Source organism: Rhodococcus sp. 14-2496-1d (assembly GCF_002259365.1).
GTDB lineage: Bacteria > Actinomycetota > Actinomycetes > Mycobacteriales > Mycobacteriaceae > Rhodococcoides.
The window spans coordinates 126,960-145,818 of sequence record NZ_NPFV01000017.1 but is presented as its reverse complement, the minus strand read 5'-3'; the positions used below and the strand labels follow the sequence as shown (position 1 = coordinate 145,818).

The 18,859-nt window shown below is 64.8% G+C and carries 16 protein-coding genes; 5 read left to right on the top strand and 11 right to left on the bottom strand.

Annotated features, from left to right (window positions below; genetic code table 11):
* Nucleotides 1–271: 271 nt before the first annotated feature.
* A complete protein-coding gene (locus tag CH296_RS12865) occupies nucleotides 272–1,117 on the top strand; it encodes an HAD family phosphatase (protein ID WP_230596757.1) in 846 nt (281 codons plus the stop codon).
* 365 nt (nucleotides 1,118–1,482) lie between these two features.
* On the opposite strand, the gene CH296_RS12860 is transcribed toward CH296_RS12865, so the two are convergent.
* From CH296_RS12860 to CH296_RS12840, 5 genes are all read right to left on the bottom strand, one after another.
* Nucleotides 1,483–2,229 (bottom strand): hypothetical protein, encoded by a 747-nt coding sequence (locus tag CH296_RS12860; RefSeq protein ID WP_032395248.1) that lies wholly within the window; start codon nucleotides 2,227–2,229, stop codon nucleotides 1,483–1,485.
* 40 nt (nucleotides 2,230–2,269) lie between these two features.
* The gene (locus CH296_RS12855) at nucleotides 2,270–3,943 is read right to left on the bottom strand and encodes an ABC transporter ATP-binding protein (RefSeq protein WP_094684916.1); all 1,674 of its coding nucleotides are present in this window, start codon (nucleotides 3,941–3,943) and stop codon (nucleotides 2,270–2,272) included.
* 1 nt (nucleotide 3,944) lies between these two features.
* Complete coding sequence (locus tag CH296_RS12850) at nucleotides 3,945–4,883, bottom strand: ABC transporter permease (RefSeq protein WP_094637965.1); 939 nt, start codon at nucleotides 4,881–4,883, stop codon at nucleotides 3,945–3,947.
* Nucleotides 4,876–5,799, bottom strand: a complete 924-nt coding sequence (locus CH296_RS12845) for an ABC transporter permease (RefSeq protein ID WP_094646661.1) — start codon at nucleotides 5,797–5,799, stop codon at nucleotides 4,876–4,878. The genes CH296_RS12850 and CH296_RS12845 overlap by 8 nt, the downstream gene beginning before the upstream one ends.
* 147 nt (nucleotides 5,800–5,946) lie before the next feature.
* Nucleotides 5,947–7,569: an ABC transporter substrate-binding protein gene (locus CH296_RS12840; RefSeq protein WP_256980439.1), complete on the bottom strand. Its 1,623-nt coding sequence runs from the start codon at nucleotides 7,567–7,569 to the stop codon at nucleotides 5,947–5,949.
* Between the two features lie 444 nt (nucleotides 7,570–8,013).
* Here CH296_RS12840 and acs point away from each other — a divergent pair, with 444 nt between their 5' ends.
* Complete coding sequence (gene acs, locus CH296_RS12835) at nucleotides 8,014–9,957, top strand: acetate--CoA ligase (protein WP_045198427.1); 1,944 nt, start codon at nucleotides 8,014–8,016, stop codon at nucleotides 9,955–9,957.
* A 41-nt stretch (nucleotides 9,958–9,998) separates the two neighbouring features.
* On the opposite strand, the gene CH296_RS12830 is transcribed toward acs, so the two are convergent.
* A complete protein-coding gene (locus tag CH296_RS12830; protein WP_256980438.1) occupies nucleotides 9,999–11,843 on the bottom strand; it encodes a glycosyltransferase family 39 protein in 1,845 nt (614 codons plus the stop codon).
* A gap of 152 nt (nucleotides 11,844–11,995) precedes the next feature.
* The gene (locus tag CH296_RS12825; RefSeq protein ID WP_176459427.1) at nucleotides 11,996–13,366 is read right to left on the bottom strand and encodes an MFS transporter; all 1,371 of its coding nucleotides are present in this window, start codon (nucleotides 13,364–13,366) and stop codon (nucleotides 11,996–11,998) included.
* A gap of 247 nt (nucleotides 13,367–13,613) precedes the next feature.
* On the opposite strand from CH296_RS12825, the gene CH296_RS12820 reads away from it, so the two are divergent.
* Both CH296_RS12820 and CH296_RS12815 read left to right on the top strand, forming a co-directional pair.
* Nucleotides 13,614–14,108 (top strand): phage holin family protein, encoded by a 495-nt coding sequence (locus CH296_RS12820; RefSeq protein ID WP_032395253.1) that lies wholly within the window; start codon nucleotides 13,614–13,616, stop codon nucleotides 14,106–14,108.
* A 21-nt stretch (nucleotides 14,109–14,129) separates the two neighbouring features.
* On the top strand, nucleotides 14,130–15,062 hold the full coding sequence (locus CH296_RS12815) for an alpha/beta fold hydrolase (protein ID WP_094646660.1): 933 nt from the start codon (nucleotides 14,130–14,132) through the stop codon (nucleotides 15,060–15,062).
* On the opposite strand, the gene marP is transcribed toward CH296_RS12815, so the two are convergent.
* The 4 genes from marP to nth are packed head-to-tail and all read right to left on the bottom strand — an operon-like array spanning nucleotide 15,059 to nucleotide 18,301.
* Nucleotides 15,059–16,249: an acid resistance serine protease MarP gene (gene marP / locus CH296_RS12810; protein ID WP_094628516.1), complete on the bottom strand. Its 1,191-nt coding sequence runs from the start codon at nucleotides 16,247–16,249 to the stop codon at nucleotides 15,059–15,061. The genes CH296_RS12815 and marP overlap by 4 nt on opposite strands.
* Nucleotides 16,246–16,932, bottom strand: a complete 687-nt coding sequence (locus CH296_RS12805) for a CoA pyrophosphatase (RefSeq protein WP_094684974.1) — start codon at nucleotides 16,930–16,932, stop codon at nucleotides 16,246–16,248. Before CH296_RS12805 ends, marP begins: the two co-directional genes overlap by 4 nt.
* A gap of 23 nt (nucleotides 16,933–16,955) precedes the next feature.
* Nucleotides 16,956–17,564 carry a TlpA disulfide reductase family protein gene (locus tag CH296_RS12800; protein WP_179277721.1) on the bottom strand — a complete coding sequence of 203 codons (609 nt, stop codon included), beginning with the start codon at nucleotides 17,562–17,564 and terminating at the stop codon, nucleotides 16,956–16,958.
* 50 nt (nucleotides 17,565–17,614) lie between these two features.
* Nucleotides 17,615–18,301 (bottom strand): endonuclease III, encoded by a 687-nt coding sequence (gene nth / locus CH296_RS12795; RefSeq protein WP_256980443.1) that lies wholly within the window; start codon nucleotides 18,299–18,301, stop codon nucleotides 17,615–17,617.
* A 173-nt stretch (nucleotides 18,302–18,474) separates the two neighbouring features.
* Between nth and CH296_RS12790 the strand changes: the two genes are divergently transcribed.
* On the top strand, nucleotides 18,475–18,744 hold the full coding sequence (locus CH296_RS12790) for a hypothetical protein (RefSeq protein WP_032395258.1): 270 nt from the start codon (nucleotides 18,475–18,477) through the stop codon (nucleotides 18,742–18,744).
* Nucleotides 18,745–18,859: the final 115 nt, after the last annotated feature.

Below are 18,859 nucleotides of genomic sequence, written 5' to 3'. Positions count from 1 at the left end.
GGGCCTGTGGATGAATACCGGTACTGCTGTACCAGTTTTCGACCTACCCCGGAAAAGAGGACGACCCTCGCCAGGGGGGGAGGAGGCGAGGGTCGTCTGGTTCAGCCCCGGGGGGTCGGGCTGAACACCGCCCGGAATGAACCGGGCTCGTAGAAAATACTACACCCGTGGACGTCCTTGTTTGCAAGTTCAACCGTCGGCTTTTCTCGACCGCGTCGAACCGAGTCCGCCAGTGGCACCGCGCAACATCCAACGGTCACCACCGGCCACTATGGTGACAAACGTGACCCAGAGCGCGAGCAACGACGACGTCCCGGCCGGCCGACGCACAGCGCGCGTCGCGGCATTCTTCGACCTCGACAAGACGATCATCGCCAAGTCCAGCACTTTGGCATTCAGCAAGCCGTTCTTCGACCAAGGACTCATCAACCGGCGCGCCGTTCTCAAGAGCAGCTACGCGCAATTTCTGTTTCTGCTGTCCGGAGCCGATCACGACCAGATGGAGCGCATGCGCGCACACATCGCGAGCATGACCGCAGGCTGGGACGTCGAACAGGTGCGAGCAATCGTCGCCGAAACGCTGCACAACATCGTCGACCCCCTCGTGTTCGCCGAAGCCGCCGATCTCATCGCCGACCACAAGCTCCGTGGACACGACGTCGTGGTCGTCTCGGCGTCCGGTGACGAGATCGTGCGCCCCATCGCCGAGCTGCTGGGGGCCGATCACAGCATGGCGACAACGATGGTGACCGTGGAGGGCAAGTACATCGGCGAGGTCGACTTCTACTGCTACGGCGAGGGCAAGGTCGACGCCATGAACTCCCTGGCCGCGCAACATGATTACGACTTGGCGTCGAGCTACGCGTACTCGGATTCGATCACCGACGTGCCGATGCTGCGCGCAGTCGGGCATCCCACGGCCGTCAACCCCGATCGTGCACTGCGCAAGGAAGCGGCCTCCCGCGGATGGCCGATTCTCACCTTCTCCAACCCGGTCTCGCTGCGATCACGAATCCAGACCCCGTCGGGCAAGACCGTAGCAGCAAGCGCCGCAGCAGGTTTCAGCGCTCTCGCGGCCGGCGCGATCACCTACGGACTGCTCCGAAGAAAAAGATGACGTCCAACCCCTTGATGTGAGGAGCGTCACGGGGTACAAATGACGTACGGAAGAACGGAAGGCCAAGAACGAATCGGAAGAGAAGATTCGCTCTCCCGACCGGGATTCCCAGCACGGACACCGGCACCCACGCGGAGCTTGCCACCTAATGGCAGAAGCGCTGTGGGCCTGCGACATTCGTCAGTGATCAGCAAGAACCCTGCACCGGTTGCAGGGATGACCTCATCACCGTCGAATTCTCGCCGAGGCCACGTGGTAGTCCATCACAGCCCACCTGTGCACGCTTGGTAACCAGGCGCTCCGTGCTAACGGGCGGCGACGTCGACGCAAGTCGGCATCGCCGCCCTTTTATGTGCGCACAACTCCTACTGAGCAGCCTCGGCAATCGAAGTCGCTTCTGCCGCACCGGCTTCGAATGCCCCGCAGCACAGGATCACCCAACTCCCGACGCCGGTTGCCGTACCCTCCGCGAACCCCGTCGCGCCGTCTCGGTAGGCATTCGCCCGACGCATCCAGCTCACCTCCGGCACTCCCAGGTTGTGGGGGTCGAATCCCGACGACGCTGCCACCAGTCGCGATGCAGCCCGCGCAACGATGCCGTCGGCCGATCCGAAAGCTTTGAGCGTCAACAGTTCACCGTGCACCACCGCCGCGATCACCGGGGCCGGTGCCGACGTTCCACCGGTCACCAGCTGAGCGAGGAGGTCGAGTCGCTCGCCGACACCTGCATCGCTGCGGGGACGGCCGAGCTCGGAGGCGTCGTCGACGAGGTCGGCTGCGGCCAACAGGTGCAGTCGTGCGAGGGTCTGAAGCGGTGCGCGCTTCCACGTCGAGACCGTGTTCTGCAGCGCATCACCGTCGAGGGCGGCCGCGACTCGCAGCGCACCCGCCAGAATGGGGTCGCCTTCTTCGCCCTCGCGGGGGAAATCCATCGAACCGCCCTCGAGCGTCGACGACGAGCGAGCCGCACGGACCGCGGCCTCGGCGGCGGTGGCCGGCCATCCCCGACGATTGGCCTTGTGCCGATGCACCGCGCCCAGAGCGTCGCGCGCACGTTCGGCGGAGTCGAGAACTCCAGGTAGTTCCAGCAGTGGGGCGAGGGGGTCCGTCACGACAGACGACGGTACCCCCTCCCCCACTCGGCGTTGTCGCCTACTTCGCTCCGGCCGCCAACAGCTCGGCGCGCGCCTGACGACGCTTGGCCTGTTCGGCCGGGTCCGGCACCGGAACGGCCGCGAGCAACCGCTTGGTGTACTCGTTGGTCGGCCGACGCAGAATCTGATCCGTCGTACCGAACTCGGCCAGCTTGCCCTTGTTCAACACCGCGATGCGCTTGGCCAGCACCTCCACGACAGCGAGGTCGTGACTGATGAACAGGCATGCGAACCCGTACTCGTGCTGGAGTTCCTTGAACAGCTCAAGCACCTTGGCCTGCACCGACACGTCGAGCGCAGACGTCGGTTCGTCGGCCACCAGCAGCGTCGGCTCCAGGGCGAGTGCCCGAGCGATACCGACGCGCTGACGCTGCCCACCCGACAACTGGTGCGGGTAGCGGTTGCGCATGGTCCGCGACAGGTGGACCCGGTCGAGCAGTTCCTCGACCTTTCGATTTCGATCTGCAGCGCTGTGCTCGGTGTGCAGCAGCATCGGCTCGGCAATCGACTGTCCGATCGGCCAGCGTGGGTTCAGCGACGAACCCGGATCCTGGAACACGATGCCGACCTTGCTGCGCACCGACCGCAGTTCACGATTCGACAGGTTGGTGATGTCGACCCCTGCGATCGACAACGAGCCGCCGGTGAGCTTGTTCAGCCCCACCACGGCCTTGCCGATCGTGGACTTACCCGAGCCGGATTCACCGACGAGACCGACGACCTCACCCATCTCGATATCGAGGCTGACCCCGTCGACGGCTCGGAACACGGTCCGGCCCGGATACTCGATGACACCGTCGACGATGCTCAGTGCCCGGGTCTCCTCGACGGCACTCGGCTCGGCGATCCTCCCGGCGGTCACGGCCTCGATGCTGCTGCCCAGGTGCGGAACCGAGGCGAGCAACTGCTGCGTGTACGGATGCGACGCGTTCTTGAAAATAGTTTGCGCAGCATCGGTTTCGACGATGACGCCGTCCTTCATCACCGCGATGCGATCGGCCATGTCGGCCACCACGCCCATGTCGTGGGTGATCAGCACGATCGACGCATCGATTCGGTTACGCAGGTCTCGCATCAGGTCGAGGATCTCGGCCTGCACCGTCACGTCCAGAGCCGTGGTCGGCTCGTCCGCGATCAGCAACGACGGATCCGAGGACAGCGCCTGGGCGATCATGGCGCGCTGACGCTGACCACCGGAGAGCTGGTGCGGGTAGAAGTCGACCCGCGTCTCCGGATCCGGCATCTCGACGAGCTTCAGGAGTTCGACGGCCCGCGCCTTGGCTTCCTTCTTCGACAGCGAGGTGTGCGCGCGGATGGCCTCGGTGATCTGCCAGCCGATCGAGTACACCGGATTGAGCGCCGTCATCGGTTCCTGGAAGATCACCGCGACGTTCTTGCCGCGGATGGGTGCGAGCTGCTTCTCGGGTAGCCCGACCAGTTCTTTCTCGCCCAGCTTGATGCTGCCCGACACCCGCGAATTATCGGCCAGCAGGCCCGGGACGGCCATGGCCGTCGTCGACTTGCCGGATCCGGATTCACCGACGATGGCCAGCACCTCGCCGGAGGCGACGGTGAACGAGACGGTGTCGACCGCCTTGCGCCAGACCTTGTCGACCTCGAACTCGACCGTCAGATCGGTGACACTCAGAACGGTGTCCTTCGCAGTACTCATGTCAGTTCCGTTTCGGATCGAGTGCGTCACGGAGTGCGTCGCCGAGCATGATGAACGCCAGCACCGTGACGGAGAGGAACGCGGCCGGGAACAGCACCAGGTGCGGTGCCGTCAGGAACACGTTCTGACCGAGGTTGATCTGCAGGCCCCAGGAGATCTCGGGAGCCTGCAATCCGATTCCGAGGAAGGTCAGCGTCGCCTCGGCCGCGATGAACGTACCGACCGAGATGGTCGCGTAGATGATCACCGGAGCCAGAGCGTTGGGCAGGATGTGTCGCACCAATATGCGGTAGGTCGACGCCCCCAATGCCTGTGCAGCCTGGACGTATTCACTGTTCTTGATCGAGATCACCGATGATCGAACCAGTCGCATCGCCGTCATCCAGCCGAAGGCCACCAGGGCGAGCGAGACGGTGAAGATGGTGCGCTGGGCCGTGACGGTGAGCAGGATCAGGGCACCGAGCAGCAGCGGGATTCCGAAGAACACGTCGGTGAAGCGAGCCAGGATGCTGTCGGTGATTCCGCCGAAGTACCCGGCGAGAGCACCGATCAGGACGCCGATGATGAGCACACCGATGACCGAGAGCACACCGATCGACAGCGAGATCCGCGCACCGTAGATGACGTTGGCGTAGTAGTCGCAGCCCTGGACGTCGGTGCCGAACCAGTGTGCAGCGCTGGGACTCTGACGGGAATCGGACAGCGAGCACACGCGCGGATCGATGCCGCGGGCGAACAGCTGCGGGAACACCGCCATCACCAACAGCACCAACAGCAGGAACGTGCCGATGATGAAGAACGGGCTCTTCCGCAGGAACTTCCACGCATTGCCCCACAGGCTGGCCTGACCGACCAACTCGACGGCCTCGCCGGTGATGACGTTGCCGGGCAGGCCCTCGTCTGCGGCGTGCTGAGCTGCGCTCGAATCTTCTTTATTCATAGCGAATCCTTGGATCGAGAACCGCGTAGAGAACGTCCACCACGAGGTTGAAGAAGATGTAGAAGAACACGAAGAGCGTCACGATGCCGACGACGACGGCACCTTCCTGACGGGCGAGACCGTCGTAGATCGCGCGGCCGAGACCGGGCAGGTTGAACACCGTTTCGGTCACGATGGCACCGCCCAGCAGTCCACCGACGTCGGCACCGATGAAGGTGACGACGGGAATCAACGAGTTGCGCAGCGCGTGCCGAACGATGATGCGACGGTTGCTGATTCCCTTCGACTTCGCGGTGCGGATGTAGTCCGCCGCCATCGACTCGGCGACCGATGTCCTGGTCAACCGCGCGACGTAGGCCATCGACAGCGATGCGAGCACGAGGCCGGGCAGCAGGAAGCTCGACCAGCCGTCGTTGATGCCGGAGATCGGGAAGAGCCCCAACTTCAGGCCGAGGGTGAACTGGGCGATGAAGCCGAGAACGAACACCGGCACCGACACCAGCAGCGTCGTCGAGATGAGCACCAGGTTGTCGAAGAACGATCCGCGCTTGAGGGCGGCGAGCACGCCTGCGGCGATGCCCATGACGGTCTCGATGACGACGGCCACGATGGTCAATCGGACCGTGACCGGAAGTGCCCGCTCGATGGTGTCGAGGACGGGGCGTCCGGAGAAATCGGTACCGAAGTCGCCCTGGAAGAAGCCGCCGATGTACTTGAAGTACTGGACGAACAGATTGTCGTCGAGGTTGAACTCGTCTCGCAGCTGGGCGACGACGCCGGGGGCGAGGGGACGATCTCCAGCGAGGGCGCGGATGGGATCACCCGGTAGCGCGTAGACCATCGCGAAGATCAAGAACGAGGAGCCGATCAGGACGGGAATCGTCAGCAGTAATCGGCGAGTGATGTAGCGACCCACTGTGTGTCTTCTCCTTGAACAAGGGACGAACCTGCGCCTCGGGTCTTGCCGGCGCAGGTCGGTGTGGGGCAGATGCGACCCACGGATGAACGAAACCCGGTGGGTGGCAACCGATCATGCTCGGCTGCCACCCACCTGGGTGCGTCGTCAGCTGACTACGACGTCCTCGAGAACGATGTTGCCACGGTTGTCGATCTTGACGTCGGAGACGCGATCGGACCACACAGCCTGGTTCAGGCCGTAGAACAGCGGGGTAGCGGGCATCTGGTCGATCAGGATGTCCTCTGCCTTCTGGTAGTCCGCCGTTGCCGCGTCGATATCTGCAGCGTTGTTGCCTTCGGCCAACGCGGCGTCGAATGCCGGGTCGTTGAAGAAGACGTAGTTGCTACCTGCCGGCGGGGTTGCGGCTGCCGAGTACAACGGGGAGAGGAAGTTGTAGATCGACGGGTAGTCCATGATCCAACCCGAGCGGAACGGGCCGGTCATTCCCTTGGCGTCCTGCAGCGGCAGGTACTGCGCGAACTGCAGATCGCCGCGCAGTGCGTAGTTCACGCCCAGGTTGTCACGCAACTGGTTGCCCACGGCGGTCATCCACGAATCGTGGCCCGCACCGGCGTTGAACCACAGGTCCACCGGCTGGCTGCGGTCGAACCCGGCCTCGTCGAGCAGACGGTTGGCCTCGTCCGGGTTGAGCTCACAGTTCGCACCGCAGGCGTCCTCGCGGTATCCGTCGACGACGGGCGAGGCGAAAGATCCTGCCGGGGTACGGGTATCGGTGAAGATCGCGGTGGCGATGGCCTGACGATCGATGGCCATCGAGAATGCCTTGCGCACCCTCGGATCCTGGAAGCGCGGGTCGTAGGTGGGGAAACCGAGGGACGTGATGTCGGGACGCGCACGCTCGCCGTAGCGGTCACCGAACTGGTCACGAGCCGTGGCCCACGCATCCTCGGGCAGATCGAGCATGACGTCGAGTCCGCCGCCCTGAACATCGTTGTAGCCGGTGTTCAGCTCGGTGTAGACCTTGAAGTTGACGCCTGCGGACTGAGCCGGGTTGTCGCCCTTGTAGTCGTCGTACTTGGTGACGGTGAAGCCCTGTCCCGGAACGAAGTCCGAGTCGGCCTTGAACGGGCCGTTACCGATCGGGCGGGCACCGTATGCATCGGGGTCGGCGTAGAACGCCTCGGGCAGCGGGTCGAATGCCGTGTATCCCAGCGTGAGCGGGAAGATGGCGAACGGTCCGGTGAGCTTGACGGTGAAGGTCGTCTCGTCGACGACGTTCAGACCGCTCAGTTCGGTTGCGACGGGCTCGGCGGTGTCGCTACCCTGCAGATCCGCGTAGCCTTCGATGTTCTCGAAGAAGTACGAGGCACCGAATGCGTTGGTGCTCAACGCGTTGTAGCTCCATGCCTTGGTGTAGGACTCGGCCGTGACGGGGGTGCCGTCGTGGAACGTCCAGCCGTCCTTGAGCTTGATGGTCCAGGTGGTGTTGTCCTCGGATTCGACGGACTCGGCAACGCCGTTGTACTCGACGCTGTTGTCCTCGTCGTTGAACGTGACCAGCGGAGTGAAGAGGGCCTCGAGGACCTGGCTGCCTTCGCTCTCGGTGGTGTTTCCGGGAACCAACGGGTTCTCCGGCTCACCGATGTAGATGCTGTAGATCCCGTCAGAACTGCCACCGGAGCTCGAGCCTCCACCGCCACAGGCGGCGAGCAGGCTCGCACTCATCAGCACAGCCGTGGTGACGACCACGGCACGTTTGATACGCAAGAAAATCCTCCATCCAGATGTGAACACGGGGTCATCCGTGCTCAGTTCCTCGGGCGCGACGCCCGGGGATTCGTGGGCGACCGCATGGCACGGCAGGTGGGCCGTTCCAACGATCTGATGGGATGGACTTTAGACACATCCTGAAACGAACATGTGAACTCCCCCAACTTTTGCTGACCCGTGAGTAAGCCGGAAACATGATCGAAACGTTTCGGCAAGTCGATTTCTCACAGTTCGGACATCCTCGTCGCCACGGGTCCACGCCGACGGCCCCGATGACCGCCCAGCGTGCAGAAACTACCGATCACCGCAGATCAGGGGGTTGCAGGCGATTGCAACGGTGCGATCGCCATCACATGTGACTACCCTCACAAGGGGCTCGAGACAGGCACGGGAGTGCAGTTTCATGAGCGAAATGCACCGGACGAAAGTGAGCTATTCGAGATGACGACCAGTACCTCCGGAACCGACGAGACCGCGGTTGCCTCCTACGCGCCGTCGGCCGAGTTCACGGCTACGGCGAACGCCGGGGCCGAGCTCTACGCCGCCGCCGAGGAGGACCGACTCGGCTTCTGGGCCGAACAGGCTCGCCGACTCCACTGGCACACCCCGTTCACCGAAGTACTCGACTGGTCCGACGCCCCCGTAGCCAAGTGGTTCGCCGACGGCGAGCTCAACGTCGCCTACAACTGCGTCGACCGCCACGTCCTCGACGGACACGGCGACCAGGTGGCCATCCACTGGGAAGGCGAGCCAGGCGACAGCCGCGACGTCACCTACTCCGATCTGCTCGCAGACGTCAGCCAGGCCGCCAACACCCTGACCGAACTCGGCCTCGTCTCCGGCGACCGCGTCGCGATCTACATGCCCATGATCCCCGAGGCCATCGTCTCGATCCTCGCGTGCGCACGCCTGGGCCTGACCCACTCGGTCGTCTTCGCCGGCTTCTCGGCCACCGCACTGCGCTCACGCATCGACGACGCCGAAGCCAAGCTCGTCATCACCACCGACGGCCAGTGGCGACGCGGCAAGCCCGCCCCCATCAAGGACACCGTCGACGAGGCCGTCGACGGGGCGGCTTCGATCGAACACGTCCTCGTCGTCAAGCGCACCGACTCCGACGTCGCCTGGACCGACGGACGCGATCTGTGGTGGCACGAGACCGTCGCGAAGGCATCGAAAGAGCATGAGGCACAGCCTTTCCCGGCCGAGCATCCGCTGTTCATCCTCTACACCTCGGGTACGACGGGTAAGCCCAAGGGCATCATTCACACCTCCGGCGGCTACCTGACGCAGACTTCGTACACCCACCACAACGTCTTCGACCACAAGGCAGGCAAGGACGTCTACTGGTGCACCGCCGACATCGGCTGGGTCACCGGACACTCCTACATCGTCTACGGCCCGCTCTCCAACCGCGCCACGCAGGTCGTCTACGAGGGAACGCCCAATTCGCCCGACGAGCACCGGCATTGGAACGTCATCGAGAAGTACAAGGTCTCGATCTACTACACCTCTCCCACCCTCGTGCGCACGTTCATGAAGTGGGGCAAGGAAATCCCCGAGGCCCACGATCTGTCCTCGATCCGTCTGCTCGGTTCCGTCGGCGAGCCGATCAACCCCGAGGCGTGGCGCTGGTTCCGCGACGTCGTCGGTGGCGGCAGCGCACCGATCGTCGATACCTGGTGGCAGACCGAGACCGGCGCGATCATGATCTCCCCGCTGCCCGGCGTCACCGCCACCAAGCCGGGCTCCGCGATGGCCCCGCTGCCCGGTATCTCCGCCAAGATCGTCGACGACGACGCCAAGCCACTGGGCAACGGCGGCAACGGTTATCTCGTCCTCGACGAGCCGTGGCCGTCGATGCTGCGCGGCATCTGGGGCGACATGGACCGCTACAAGGAAACGTACTGGTCGCGCTACGCCGAGGAGGGCTGGTACTTCGCCGGTGACGGCGCCAAGTACGACGAGGACGGTGCCCTGTGGGTCCTCGGCCGCGTCGACGACGTCATGAACGTCTCCGGCCACCGCATCTCCACCTCCGAGGTGGAGTCGGCCCTGGTCAGCCATCACAGTGTCGCCGAGGCCGCAGTGGTCGGTGCCGCCGACGAGACCACCGGGCAGGGCATCGTCGCGTTCGTCATCCTGCGCGGCGGCGAGGAGAACACCGGCGATGCGTTGATCGCCGAACTCAAAGCTCAGGTCTCCAAAGAGATTTCGCCGATCGCCAAGCCGCGGGAGATCTCCATCGTTCCCGAGCTGCCGAAGACCCGATCGGGCAAGATCATGCGTCGCCTGCTGCGCGACGTGGCCGAGGGCCGCGAACTCGGCGACGTGTCCACCCTCGTCGACCCGAAGGTGTTCGAGGCGATCACGAAGGGTCGCTAGCGCTCCCATGTGAGTGAAACTTCGTAGCCTGCTACGAAGTTTCACTCACATGCGGCGCAGCCGCTCAGATCGAACACCGTGTAGTCGCCGACGGTTTCGGGTGTGAAGGTCGCTGTCACCCAATCAGCGATCGCCGACGGTCGGTTCTTGTCGTTGCCGGCGATGAAGTAGTGGATTTTCCCGGCTGCCACGTCGGCCCGGAACTGGTCGAGCGTGGGCGACGGGTCGGTTCCCGAGAACCCGCCCACCGGCATCACCGGGTCGTCGGTCGCGAGCTGTAGGCCCGCGGCGGCGTTGGATCCGATCGTCGCCGCCACCCAGGTGTAGTGCTGTGCACCGGATTCGAGCAGCCCGGTCAGTTCGTCGTCCGGTGCCTGGGCAGTGAAGTGCGCCGAGTGCCCGGCACTGTCGTCGCGCACTCCGGTTCTGGACCCTGCCGCCTCGGACGGAATCGAGGGGCCCGCCGATGGACCTCCCCCACTGTGCGGGGTGACGACAGTGTCGGCGACATACGCGACCGGCCCCGCCAACGCGACAGCCAGAGCGACTGCTCCCAACGCCATCGATGCCTGCCGAGATCCCCGGAACAGCAGCGCGACGGCCACGATCACTCCCGCTGCCAACACGACCCACCGCAGCCACGGCACGAAGTCGGGGGTGCGGGCGAGAAAGACGAACGACGTTGCCGTGGTGACAGCGGAAGTGAGCGCGAGAATCACACGCCCCCAGAGCTTCTCGCGTCGCACCCACAGTTCACGCAGGGCAGCGCCGACGATCGCGGCGATCGCCGGCGCGATCACGATCGTGTAGTACGAGTGGAAGGTGCCCGACATGAAGCTGAACACAAGCGAGCACCCGACGAGCCACAATCCCCACATCACGAACCAGGCGCGAGCGAAGTCCCGTCGAGGAGCTGTGCCACGCATGATGATTCCCGCCACCACGAGCACCAGCGCAGCGGGAATCAGCCACGAGATCTGACCGCCCTGGGCGGCCGCGAACAAGCGGGTGATACCCGTCTGCGCGCCGTGCCCGGCCGGGCCTGCACTGCCCGAAAACGACTCCGCGACGCCGCCGTGTTCGTTTCCCGTCAGTCGGCCCAGGCCGTTGTAGCCGAACGTCAGGTCCAGAATGCTGTCGATCTTCGACCCACCGACCCACGGCCGGTCGGCAGCCGGAACCAACTGGACGATCGCGACCCACCACCCGGCCGTCACGAGCACCGCCGCACCGGCCGCCAATAGCTGAAGAAGTCGAACGCCGAGCCTCGGTGGACCGAACGCCGCGTACGTCACGGCAAGAGCCGGCACGACGAGGAACGCCTGGAGTTGCTTCGTCAGAAACCCCAGGCCGACAACAGCTCCGGTGAGCACCAACCATCGAATTCGCCCGTCCTCGAGCGCGTGAAGCATCGCCCACGCTGCCCCCAACAGGGTGAGGGTGAGAAGGGCGTCGGGATTGTCGTAGCGGAACATCAGGGCGAAGGTCGGCGTCGTCGCCAGTACTGCGCCCGCGATCGATGCGGCCCCGTAGCCGAATCGACGGGCGACGATCGCGTACATGATTCCCACGCTCAGCACCGCCATCAGCACCTGCGGTAGCAGCAGCGACCACGAGTTGAGACCGAAGATCCGCACGGACAGTTCCATGATCCACAGCGACGCAGGCGGCTTGTCCACCGTGATGGAGTTCGCGGCGTCGGACGAACCGAAGAGGAAGGCCTTCCAGCTCACCGAGCCGGCTTGAACGGCAGCTGCGTAGAAGGAATTACCCCAGTGCTCGCGGTTCAGATCGAGGGCGTAGGCCCCTGCGGTCGCAACGAGAAGGGCGGCGAGAGTGGGCATTGCCCAGCGCGGGCGAGCGATGTCGCGTTCGAGGACGGTCACAGTCGATCACTGTTGCCCCCGATCCTGAGGATGTGCGATCAAGTTGCTGACAATCGCCCGTCAATCGTCGCAGCGGACGAAAACGAGCGGACCCACGTGAGCGGAAATTCGACCCCTGCTACGAATTTCCGCTCACCTGCGGCGCAGCCGCTCTACACGCTGTCGAGCGACTGATCTCGTGTTTCCTTCATGATGATCAGCGAGATCAGCGTCAACGCTGCGGCGATGGCGAGGTACACGCCCACCCAGCCGACGCCGTAGCTGCTCACCAGCCAGGTGGCGATGAACGGTGCCACTGCGGCACCGAGGATCGACGCGGTGTTGTACGAGATTCCCGAGCCCGTGTACCGAACGTTCGTCGGAAACAGTTCGGGCAGAACGGCACTCATCGGTCCGAAGGTCAGGCCCATCAGCCCGAGGCCGACGCACATGAACACCAGCATCTTGCCTGCCGAGGCGGACGCCGGATCTGCGAACCAGTGGAACGACAGACCGAACAGCACGATCGCCGACGTGATGACGATCAGAGTGGGGCGACGGCCGTACTTGTCGGCCAGCAGTCCGGCCACCGGAATCAGCGCCGCGAAGAACAGCACCGCGATCAGCTGAAGCTCGAGGAAGTCGGTGTACGGGATGGCCAGCTTGGGGCCGTTGACGTCGGCCACCTTGCCCGTTCCGTAGCTGACCACCCACGTGGTCATGATGTAGAACAGCGTGTAGGTGGCGAGCATGACGAACGTTCCGATGATCAGCTGACGCCAACTGCTCTTGAACACCTGCGCCAGCGGGGTCTTGACCTTCTGGCCACGCTCGACGGCCAGCTTGAACACCGGCGTCTCCTCCAGCTTGAGCCGCACGTACAGGCCGATGATGACCATGACGGCGCTGAGCAGGAACGGGATTCGCCAACCCCACGTGAGGAACGCGTGATCGGTGCCCGAGTTCACGGAGTCGTAGCCCGTCGCGATGACGATGAGCAGGAAGATGCCGTTGGCGAAGAAGAAGCCGATCGGCGCGCCCAGCTGCGGGTACATCGCCGCCCACGCTCGCTTGCCCGGCTTGGCGGTTTCGGTGGCCAGCAACGCTGCACCGCTCCACTCCCCGCCGAGACCGACGCCCTGGGTGAAGCGCATGATCGCCAGCAGAGCCGGAGCCCACAGGCCGACCGCGGCGTACGTCGGCAACAGTCCGATCGCGAACGTCGCGACACCCATCGTCAGCAGGGAGCCGACGAGCGTCGCCTTGCGTCCGATGCGATCGCCGAAGTGGCCGAACAGAATCGACCCGACGGGCCGCGCGATGAACGCCAAGCCGAAGGTCGCGAACGACGCCAGCAGAGCGGTGGTGTCGTTGCCCGCGGGGAAGAACAGACGCGGGAAGACGAGCACTGCGGCGGTGGCATAGATGTAGAAGTCGAAGAACTCGATGGACGTGCCGACCATCGAGGCGATCACGATGCGCGACCGCGGCACCTGGGGTGCGGGAATGGCGCCGTCGGCGGTGACGGCGTGTGCTGAACTCACGAATGCTCCTGAAGGGGGAAGTTCCCTGCAAATTACCTGATGAACACCTGAGAATTTCACGCCCCGGGGCTGTTCGTTGCCGGTTCGTGCAACATTGTCGTGTTTGCCCTCGCGGACGCGGAGGTACCCGGCCACGACAGCCGAGCGTCGCTCGACTAGCGGGAAACAGTTAATCTGCTACCTAGGCACTACTGTCGATACGATCTTCCGCACAACACCGAGCAGAGCAATTACAAGGGGTCGAGAGTTGAGCGTCAGCAATGACAAGGGATACGGCAACGGCGTCCCGAACACGATTTCGTCGATACCTCTGACCGATGTCGATGCCCGCACCCCTGGTAGCGCCAGCATCGGAAACCTCGTCAAGGACGCCACCACTCAGGTCTCGACGCTCGTACGCGCCGAAGTCGCCCTCGCCAAGGCCGAGGTCACCGGCGAGGTCAAGAAGGGACTGCAGGGCAGCGTCTTCTTCATCATCGCGTTGACAGTGTTGCTGTTCAGCTCGTTCTTCTTCTTCTTCTTCGCCGCCGAACTGCTGGACGTGTGGCTCTACCGCTGGGCGGCATTCCTGATCGTGTTCGCCGTCATGGTGTTGGCGGCGGCGCTGTTCGGATTCCTCGGATACCGCAGGGTCAAGAAGTTGCGCAAGCCCGAGAAGACCATCGACTCGCTCAAGCAGGCGTCGACGGTGCTGCCGAACCAGCACGATTCCATCCCCGGAGTTCCCGGCTACAAGAAGTAGTAGCCCGGCGAGTCGAGCAGTATGAATCAGCCCGATCCGTCCACGGTCCGATATCCGGGACAGTGGATTCACCGCGACATCCACGCCAACGGAATTCGGTTCCATGTCGTGGAGGTCGGCGAACACGCACCGGACGCACCGTTGGTGGTTCTGCTGCACGGCTTCGCCGACTTCTGGTACTCCTGGCGACACCAACTCGAGGCACTGTCGCGGTCGGGTGTTCGTGCCATTGCCGTCGACCTGCGCGGATACGGTGACTCCGACAAGCCTCCACGCGGCTACGACGGGTGGACCCTGGCAGGCGACATCGTCGGCCTGGTTCGAGCACTCGGTTACCCGAACGCCACCTTCGTCGGCCACGCCGACGGCGGTCTCGTCTGCTGGGCCAGTGCAGCGCTGCACCCCCGCCTGGTGAACTCGATGGTGCTCGTCAACGCGCCGCATCCCATCTCTCTGCGTCGCTCCGTGTTGAAGGACTCAGCCCAACGCGCCGCCCTGCTGCCCCACTTCGTTCGCTACCAGGTTCCGCTACGCCCCGAGAGACTGCTGACGCGTCGAGGCGGTGTCGCGGTGGAAGAACTGATGAGCAGCCGCGCCGGGAACGCGTGGCAGCGCACCGAGGATTTCGCGGACACCACGGCCAAGATGCGGTCGGCCATCCGTATTCCGGGTGCTGCGCACTGCGCGCTGGAATATCAGCGCTGGGCGTTCCGCAGTCAGTTCCGTTCCGACGGCCGCCGCTTCATGGACGCCGTGGACGTCCGCACCTCGATTCGCGTCGCGCAGATCAGCGGCGACCTGGACCCGTACGTCCTGCCCACCACCCTCGACAGAGATCGGCACTGGGCTCCGGGGCTGACGCGTCGAACAGTGCGAGACGTGGGGCATTACGTGCACCAGGAATCCCCCGACGTGGTGTCGGAAGAGATCCTGCGGGTCGTGCGCGAGCGCTAGACGATGCAGTCGCCCGTGCCCACCGGCACCGGGGCATCGAAACTCTGCGCGAGCTCGTCCGCGATCTCCGATGCGGTCAGCACGAATCCGGTGTCGGGGTCGTCGACCGCTGCGCCGAACACCACACCGAGTACCTCACCGGACGAGTTGACCAGCGGTCCACCGGAATTGCCCTGCCGCACCGATCCGCGGACGGTGTAGACCTCGCGTTGGACGGTGCCGGTGCGGTAGATGTCCGGTCCGCTGAGGTTGATGATCTCGCGGATGCGCGCCGGGCTCGCCGTGTACGGCCCGCCCCCGGGGTAGCCGAGCACGATGGCGTCGGTTCCGGATTCGGCAGGTGCCGGCGCGAACGGCAAGACCGGGGCCGCGAGCTCCGAAACCCGAAGCACGGCAACGTCTTCTTCCGGGTCGAACAACACGACGTCGGCGTCGAGCGGTCCGTTGGGCGAATCGACCGTCACCTCGGACGTGCCTGCGACGACGTGTGCATTGGTCATCACCAGATCCGATCCGACGACGAAACCCGAACCTTCCAACGCCTTTTGGCAGCTCGGCGCGATGCCGTTGATCTTGATGACGCTCGATTGCAGTTGCACCGGAATCGGTCCCGCTGCGATCCCGGAATCGGGTGCGGCGACGTTCGCGACCGGAGTGCGTCCGAACGGTCCGATGACGTCGGGAAGCCCGGACGTATCGAGCAGCGCCGAGAATTCCTTGGGCACCTGACGCAACCAGTCTGGAGCCACCTCGTCGACTTTGCCCAGAACCGTCGAGCCGCGTACAGCGCTGGCGACCTCGGGCTGCGAGGACGACGTCAGTGGAATGGCGAGCAGCCACGCGGCCGCGAGAACGGCTGCGGCCTGCAACCCGGCACCGATGGTGCTGTCGACCGATCGTGCTGCGCGCGAATGGATTCCGCTGCGCAATGCCCGACCGAGAACCATGCCGGCCACCTCACCGACGATCACCAACACCACGATCAGCGCGATTCCGACGAACACCCGCGTCCGCGAACCGTCGACGTGTTCGAGCACGTGCGGTGCCACCAGAATGCCGGCGACGGCCCCGAGCACGACACCGAGAAACGCCAGCGCCGACGCCACCGCCCCCTGCCGCCATCCCGACGTCGCCGCCAGCAGTGCGATGGCAACCACCGCGATATCGACCCACCCTGAACCTGTCACCGATCGAGCCTCGCTCCTACCGCAGTCAAGCTGGCCTCCAGATCGCGTATGTCCCCCGTGTCCCACTCGGGCTCCCAGCCCGATACAGCCAGCAGACCCGCCAGGATACCGCCCGTGAAGCCCCACACCAGCATGCCCTGCACAGCGAACGCGGGACCCTGGTACCCCGCAGGGTGGCGTACCTGGAATCTGTTGTTCGGATCGAGCAACTCGCGCAACGGAACTCGCACCACTCTCTCGGTCTCGCCTGGATCGACGACGCGAACCGGGGTCGGCCGCTCCCAGTACGAGAGCACCGGAACCACGTCGAAGCGCGAGGGCGGAACGTAGATTCCTGGCATCGTCGCCAACGGGACGACGCCTGCCGGGTCGAGCCCGGTCTCCTCCTGCGCCTCCCGCAGTGCCGTGCCGATCGGGCCGTCGTCGCCCGGGTCGGTGGCTCCGCCGGGAAAGGCGATCTGCCCGCTGTGATCTCGCAGTGTCGATGCACGCTGGGTCAGCAGGACGTCGGCGTCGGCAGGCAGTCCGCCGGGCGCACCGGGATCGGCGACGGGTGTGCCGCCGAACAGCACCAGCACGGCGGCGGACCGCGGCCGGTCGGACGACGGCGCTTGACGCTGCAGCACGGGGTTGGTGCCGGTGGTGTCGGTGAGTCCGCCCGCCCTGCCTGCGACGTCGATCATGCGCCCGAGCCAGTCGGGTGCGGTCACGAGTCGACTCCGAGGTTGACGCGGACGGCGTCGGCGATGTCGTCGACGCTCCGGAAGGGTTGTGGCAGCACCTTGGCGACAGTGCCATCCGCAGATATCAAAACGGAAACGGGCAGCACATTGGGCGCTCCGACGGCGGCGGCGACTCTGCCCGCACCGTCCTGAACGCCGGGCAGAGTGACGCCGTAGTCGGTGAGCCGAGTCAGGCCGTTGGCTTCGTTGGCGTCGTTGTGCACCGTCAGGACCTCGATCTTCTCGCCCGCCCGTTCGGCGTACTGCTGCAGGTAGGGCAGCTCTTCGGCGCAGGGCCCGCACCAGTACGCCCAGATGTTGAGCAGCGCCGGTCGGCCCGCGAGTACCTGGCCGAGGTCGACGTACGAGCCGTCGCCGATGCATTCGAGGGTGATGCCGGTCAGCGGACCGGATGCAGCACCCGACGGCGTCGGACATGCGGCCAGCCCTGCGTTGCGCCGCAGCGGGGCGAGGGCCTCGGCGGTGTCGGCTGCGCGACGCTCGTCCGTGCCCGGTGCCCGCTGCCCGAGGCCGGGAGAGTCCGTGGGTTGGGCGGTCGGCGCGTCGCTTCGGGGCCACAGCGCGTAGACCATCCCGACCACCAGGATCAGAGCGACCAGTGACCACCGCAGAGCAGATCTGTTCACGGCACGATTCCGGCAAGGGCGAGGAGGTGGTCGGTTTCCGGGCCCTTCACCAACGCGGCCGCAGCGGCGGGGTCGGTCGGACCGGTGCCGAAGGACGGGCAGTCCTTGGCGAGGACGCACACCCCACATGCGGGTGTACGAGCGTGGCAGACGCGTCGACCGTGAAAAATGACTCGATGCGAGAGCAGCGTCCACTCCTTGCGTTCGATGAGTGCGCCGACGGCGTGCTCGACCTTGACCGGGTCCTCCTCCTCGGTCCACTGCCACCGCCGCACGAGCCGTCCGAAATGGGTGTCGACGGTGATTCCCGGAACATCGAAGGCATTGCCGAGCACGACGTTGGCCGTCTTGCGGCCGATCCCGGGAAGCGTGACGAGATCCTTCAACGTCGCGGGCACCTCGCCGTCGAAGTTCTCCAGCAACTTCTGTCCGAGTCCGATCAGTGAGTTCGCCTTGTTTCGGTAGAACCCCGTGGTGCGGATGTACTCCTCGAGCTCGGTGCGGTCCGCCTCGGCGTAGTCGCGGGCTGTGCGGTATTTCACGAACAGAGCCGGGGTGACCATGTTGACGCGCTTGTCGGTGCACTGCGCGGACAGGATGGTCGCGACGGCGAGTTCGAGGGGCGTGGTGAAGTCCAGTTCGCAGTACACATGCGGGAAGGCGACCCCGAGCGTCCGATTCATCCGCCGAGCTCGACGCACGAGCCCGAGGTGCGTCTCCTCACGTTTGCGCACGTCGGGGCGTTTCGGAGCTGTCGAATCCACTCCACAACTGTACGGACAAGAATGCGTAACGTTCCTCGCGGCAGGAGTGGGCTGTGTTTGTATCGAGACCTTTTCGGTGTTAACTGGCCGGTATGCAAGGACTCGCCGTGGTGCTCTTTCCGGTACTACTCATGCTCTTCGCACTCGCGATGGAACGCGTCGAGTTCCGGCTCAGCAAGCTCGGCGTCCGAGAGCAGGAAGTACAGGAGTTCCTCGATCAGGCGAGCACGTCCGAGGTCGCCACTCTGGCGAACGAGGGCTTCCCGCACGCACTGGCCCGATTCAACACCCGCAAACGCCGCCAGACCCCGCCGCGGACCGTCGACACGCGCGACGGCATGGTCGACCAACGAGCCAGCTGAGCGCACGTTTCGTCCCATTGGTCGTAATTTGGATGAATTTCAGGTGAACGGGAACACACACCCGAGACCTCTGGCAACCTGTGGTGGCGTCGATCACTCGGTTTCCACCGACTCG

Coding starts and splice junctions, on each gene's coding strand:
- CH296_RS12855 (WP_094684916.1), bottom strand. CDS start 3,943: ATGAGTACTGCGAAGGACACCGTTCTGAGTGTCACCGATCTGACGGTC.
- CH296_RS12815 (WP_094646660.1), top strand. CDS start 14,130: ATGAATCAGCCCGATCCGTCCACGGTCCGATATCCGGGACAGTGGATT.
- nth (WP_256980443.1), bottom strand. CDS start 18,301: ATGAATCGGACGCTCGGGGTCGCCTTCCCGCATGTGTACTGCGAACTG.
- CH296_RS12790 (WP_032395258.1), top strand. CDS start 18,475: ATGCAAGGACTCGCCGTGGTGCTCTTTCCGGTACTACTCATGCTCTTC.
- CH296_RS12865 (WP_230596757.1), top strand. CDS start 272: ATGGTGACAAACGTGACCCAGAGCGCGAGCAACGACGACGTCCCGGCC.
- CH296_RS12850 (WP_094637965.1), bottom strand. CDS start 4,883: ATGAATAAAGAAGATTCGAGCGCAGCTCAGCACGCCGCAGACGAGGGC.
- CH296_RS12805 (WP_094684974.1), bottom strand. CDS start 16,932: ATGATCGACGTCGCAGGCAGGGCGGGCGGACTCACCGACACCACCGGC.
- acs (WP_045198427.1), top strand. CDS start 8,014: ATGACGACCAGTACCTCCGGAACCGACGAGACCGCGGTTGCCTCCTAC.
- CH296_RS12800 (WP_179277721.1), bottom strand. CDS start 17,564: ATGGTCTACGCGCTGTGGCCCCGAAGCGACGCGCCGACCGCCCAACCC.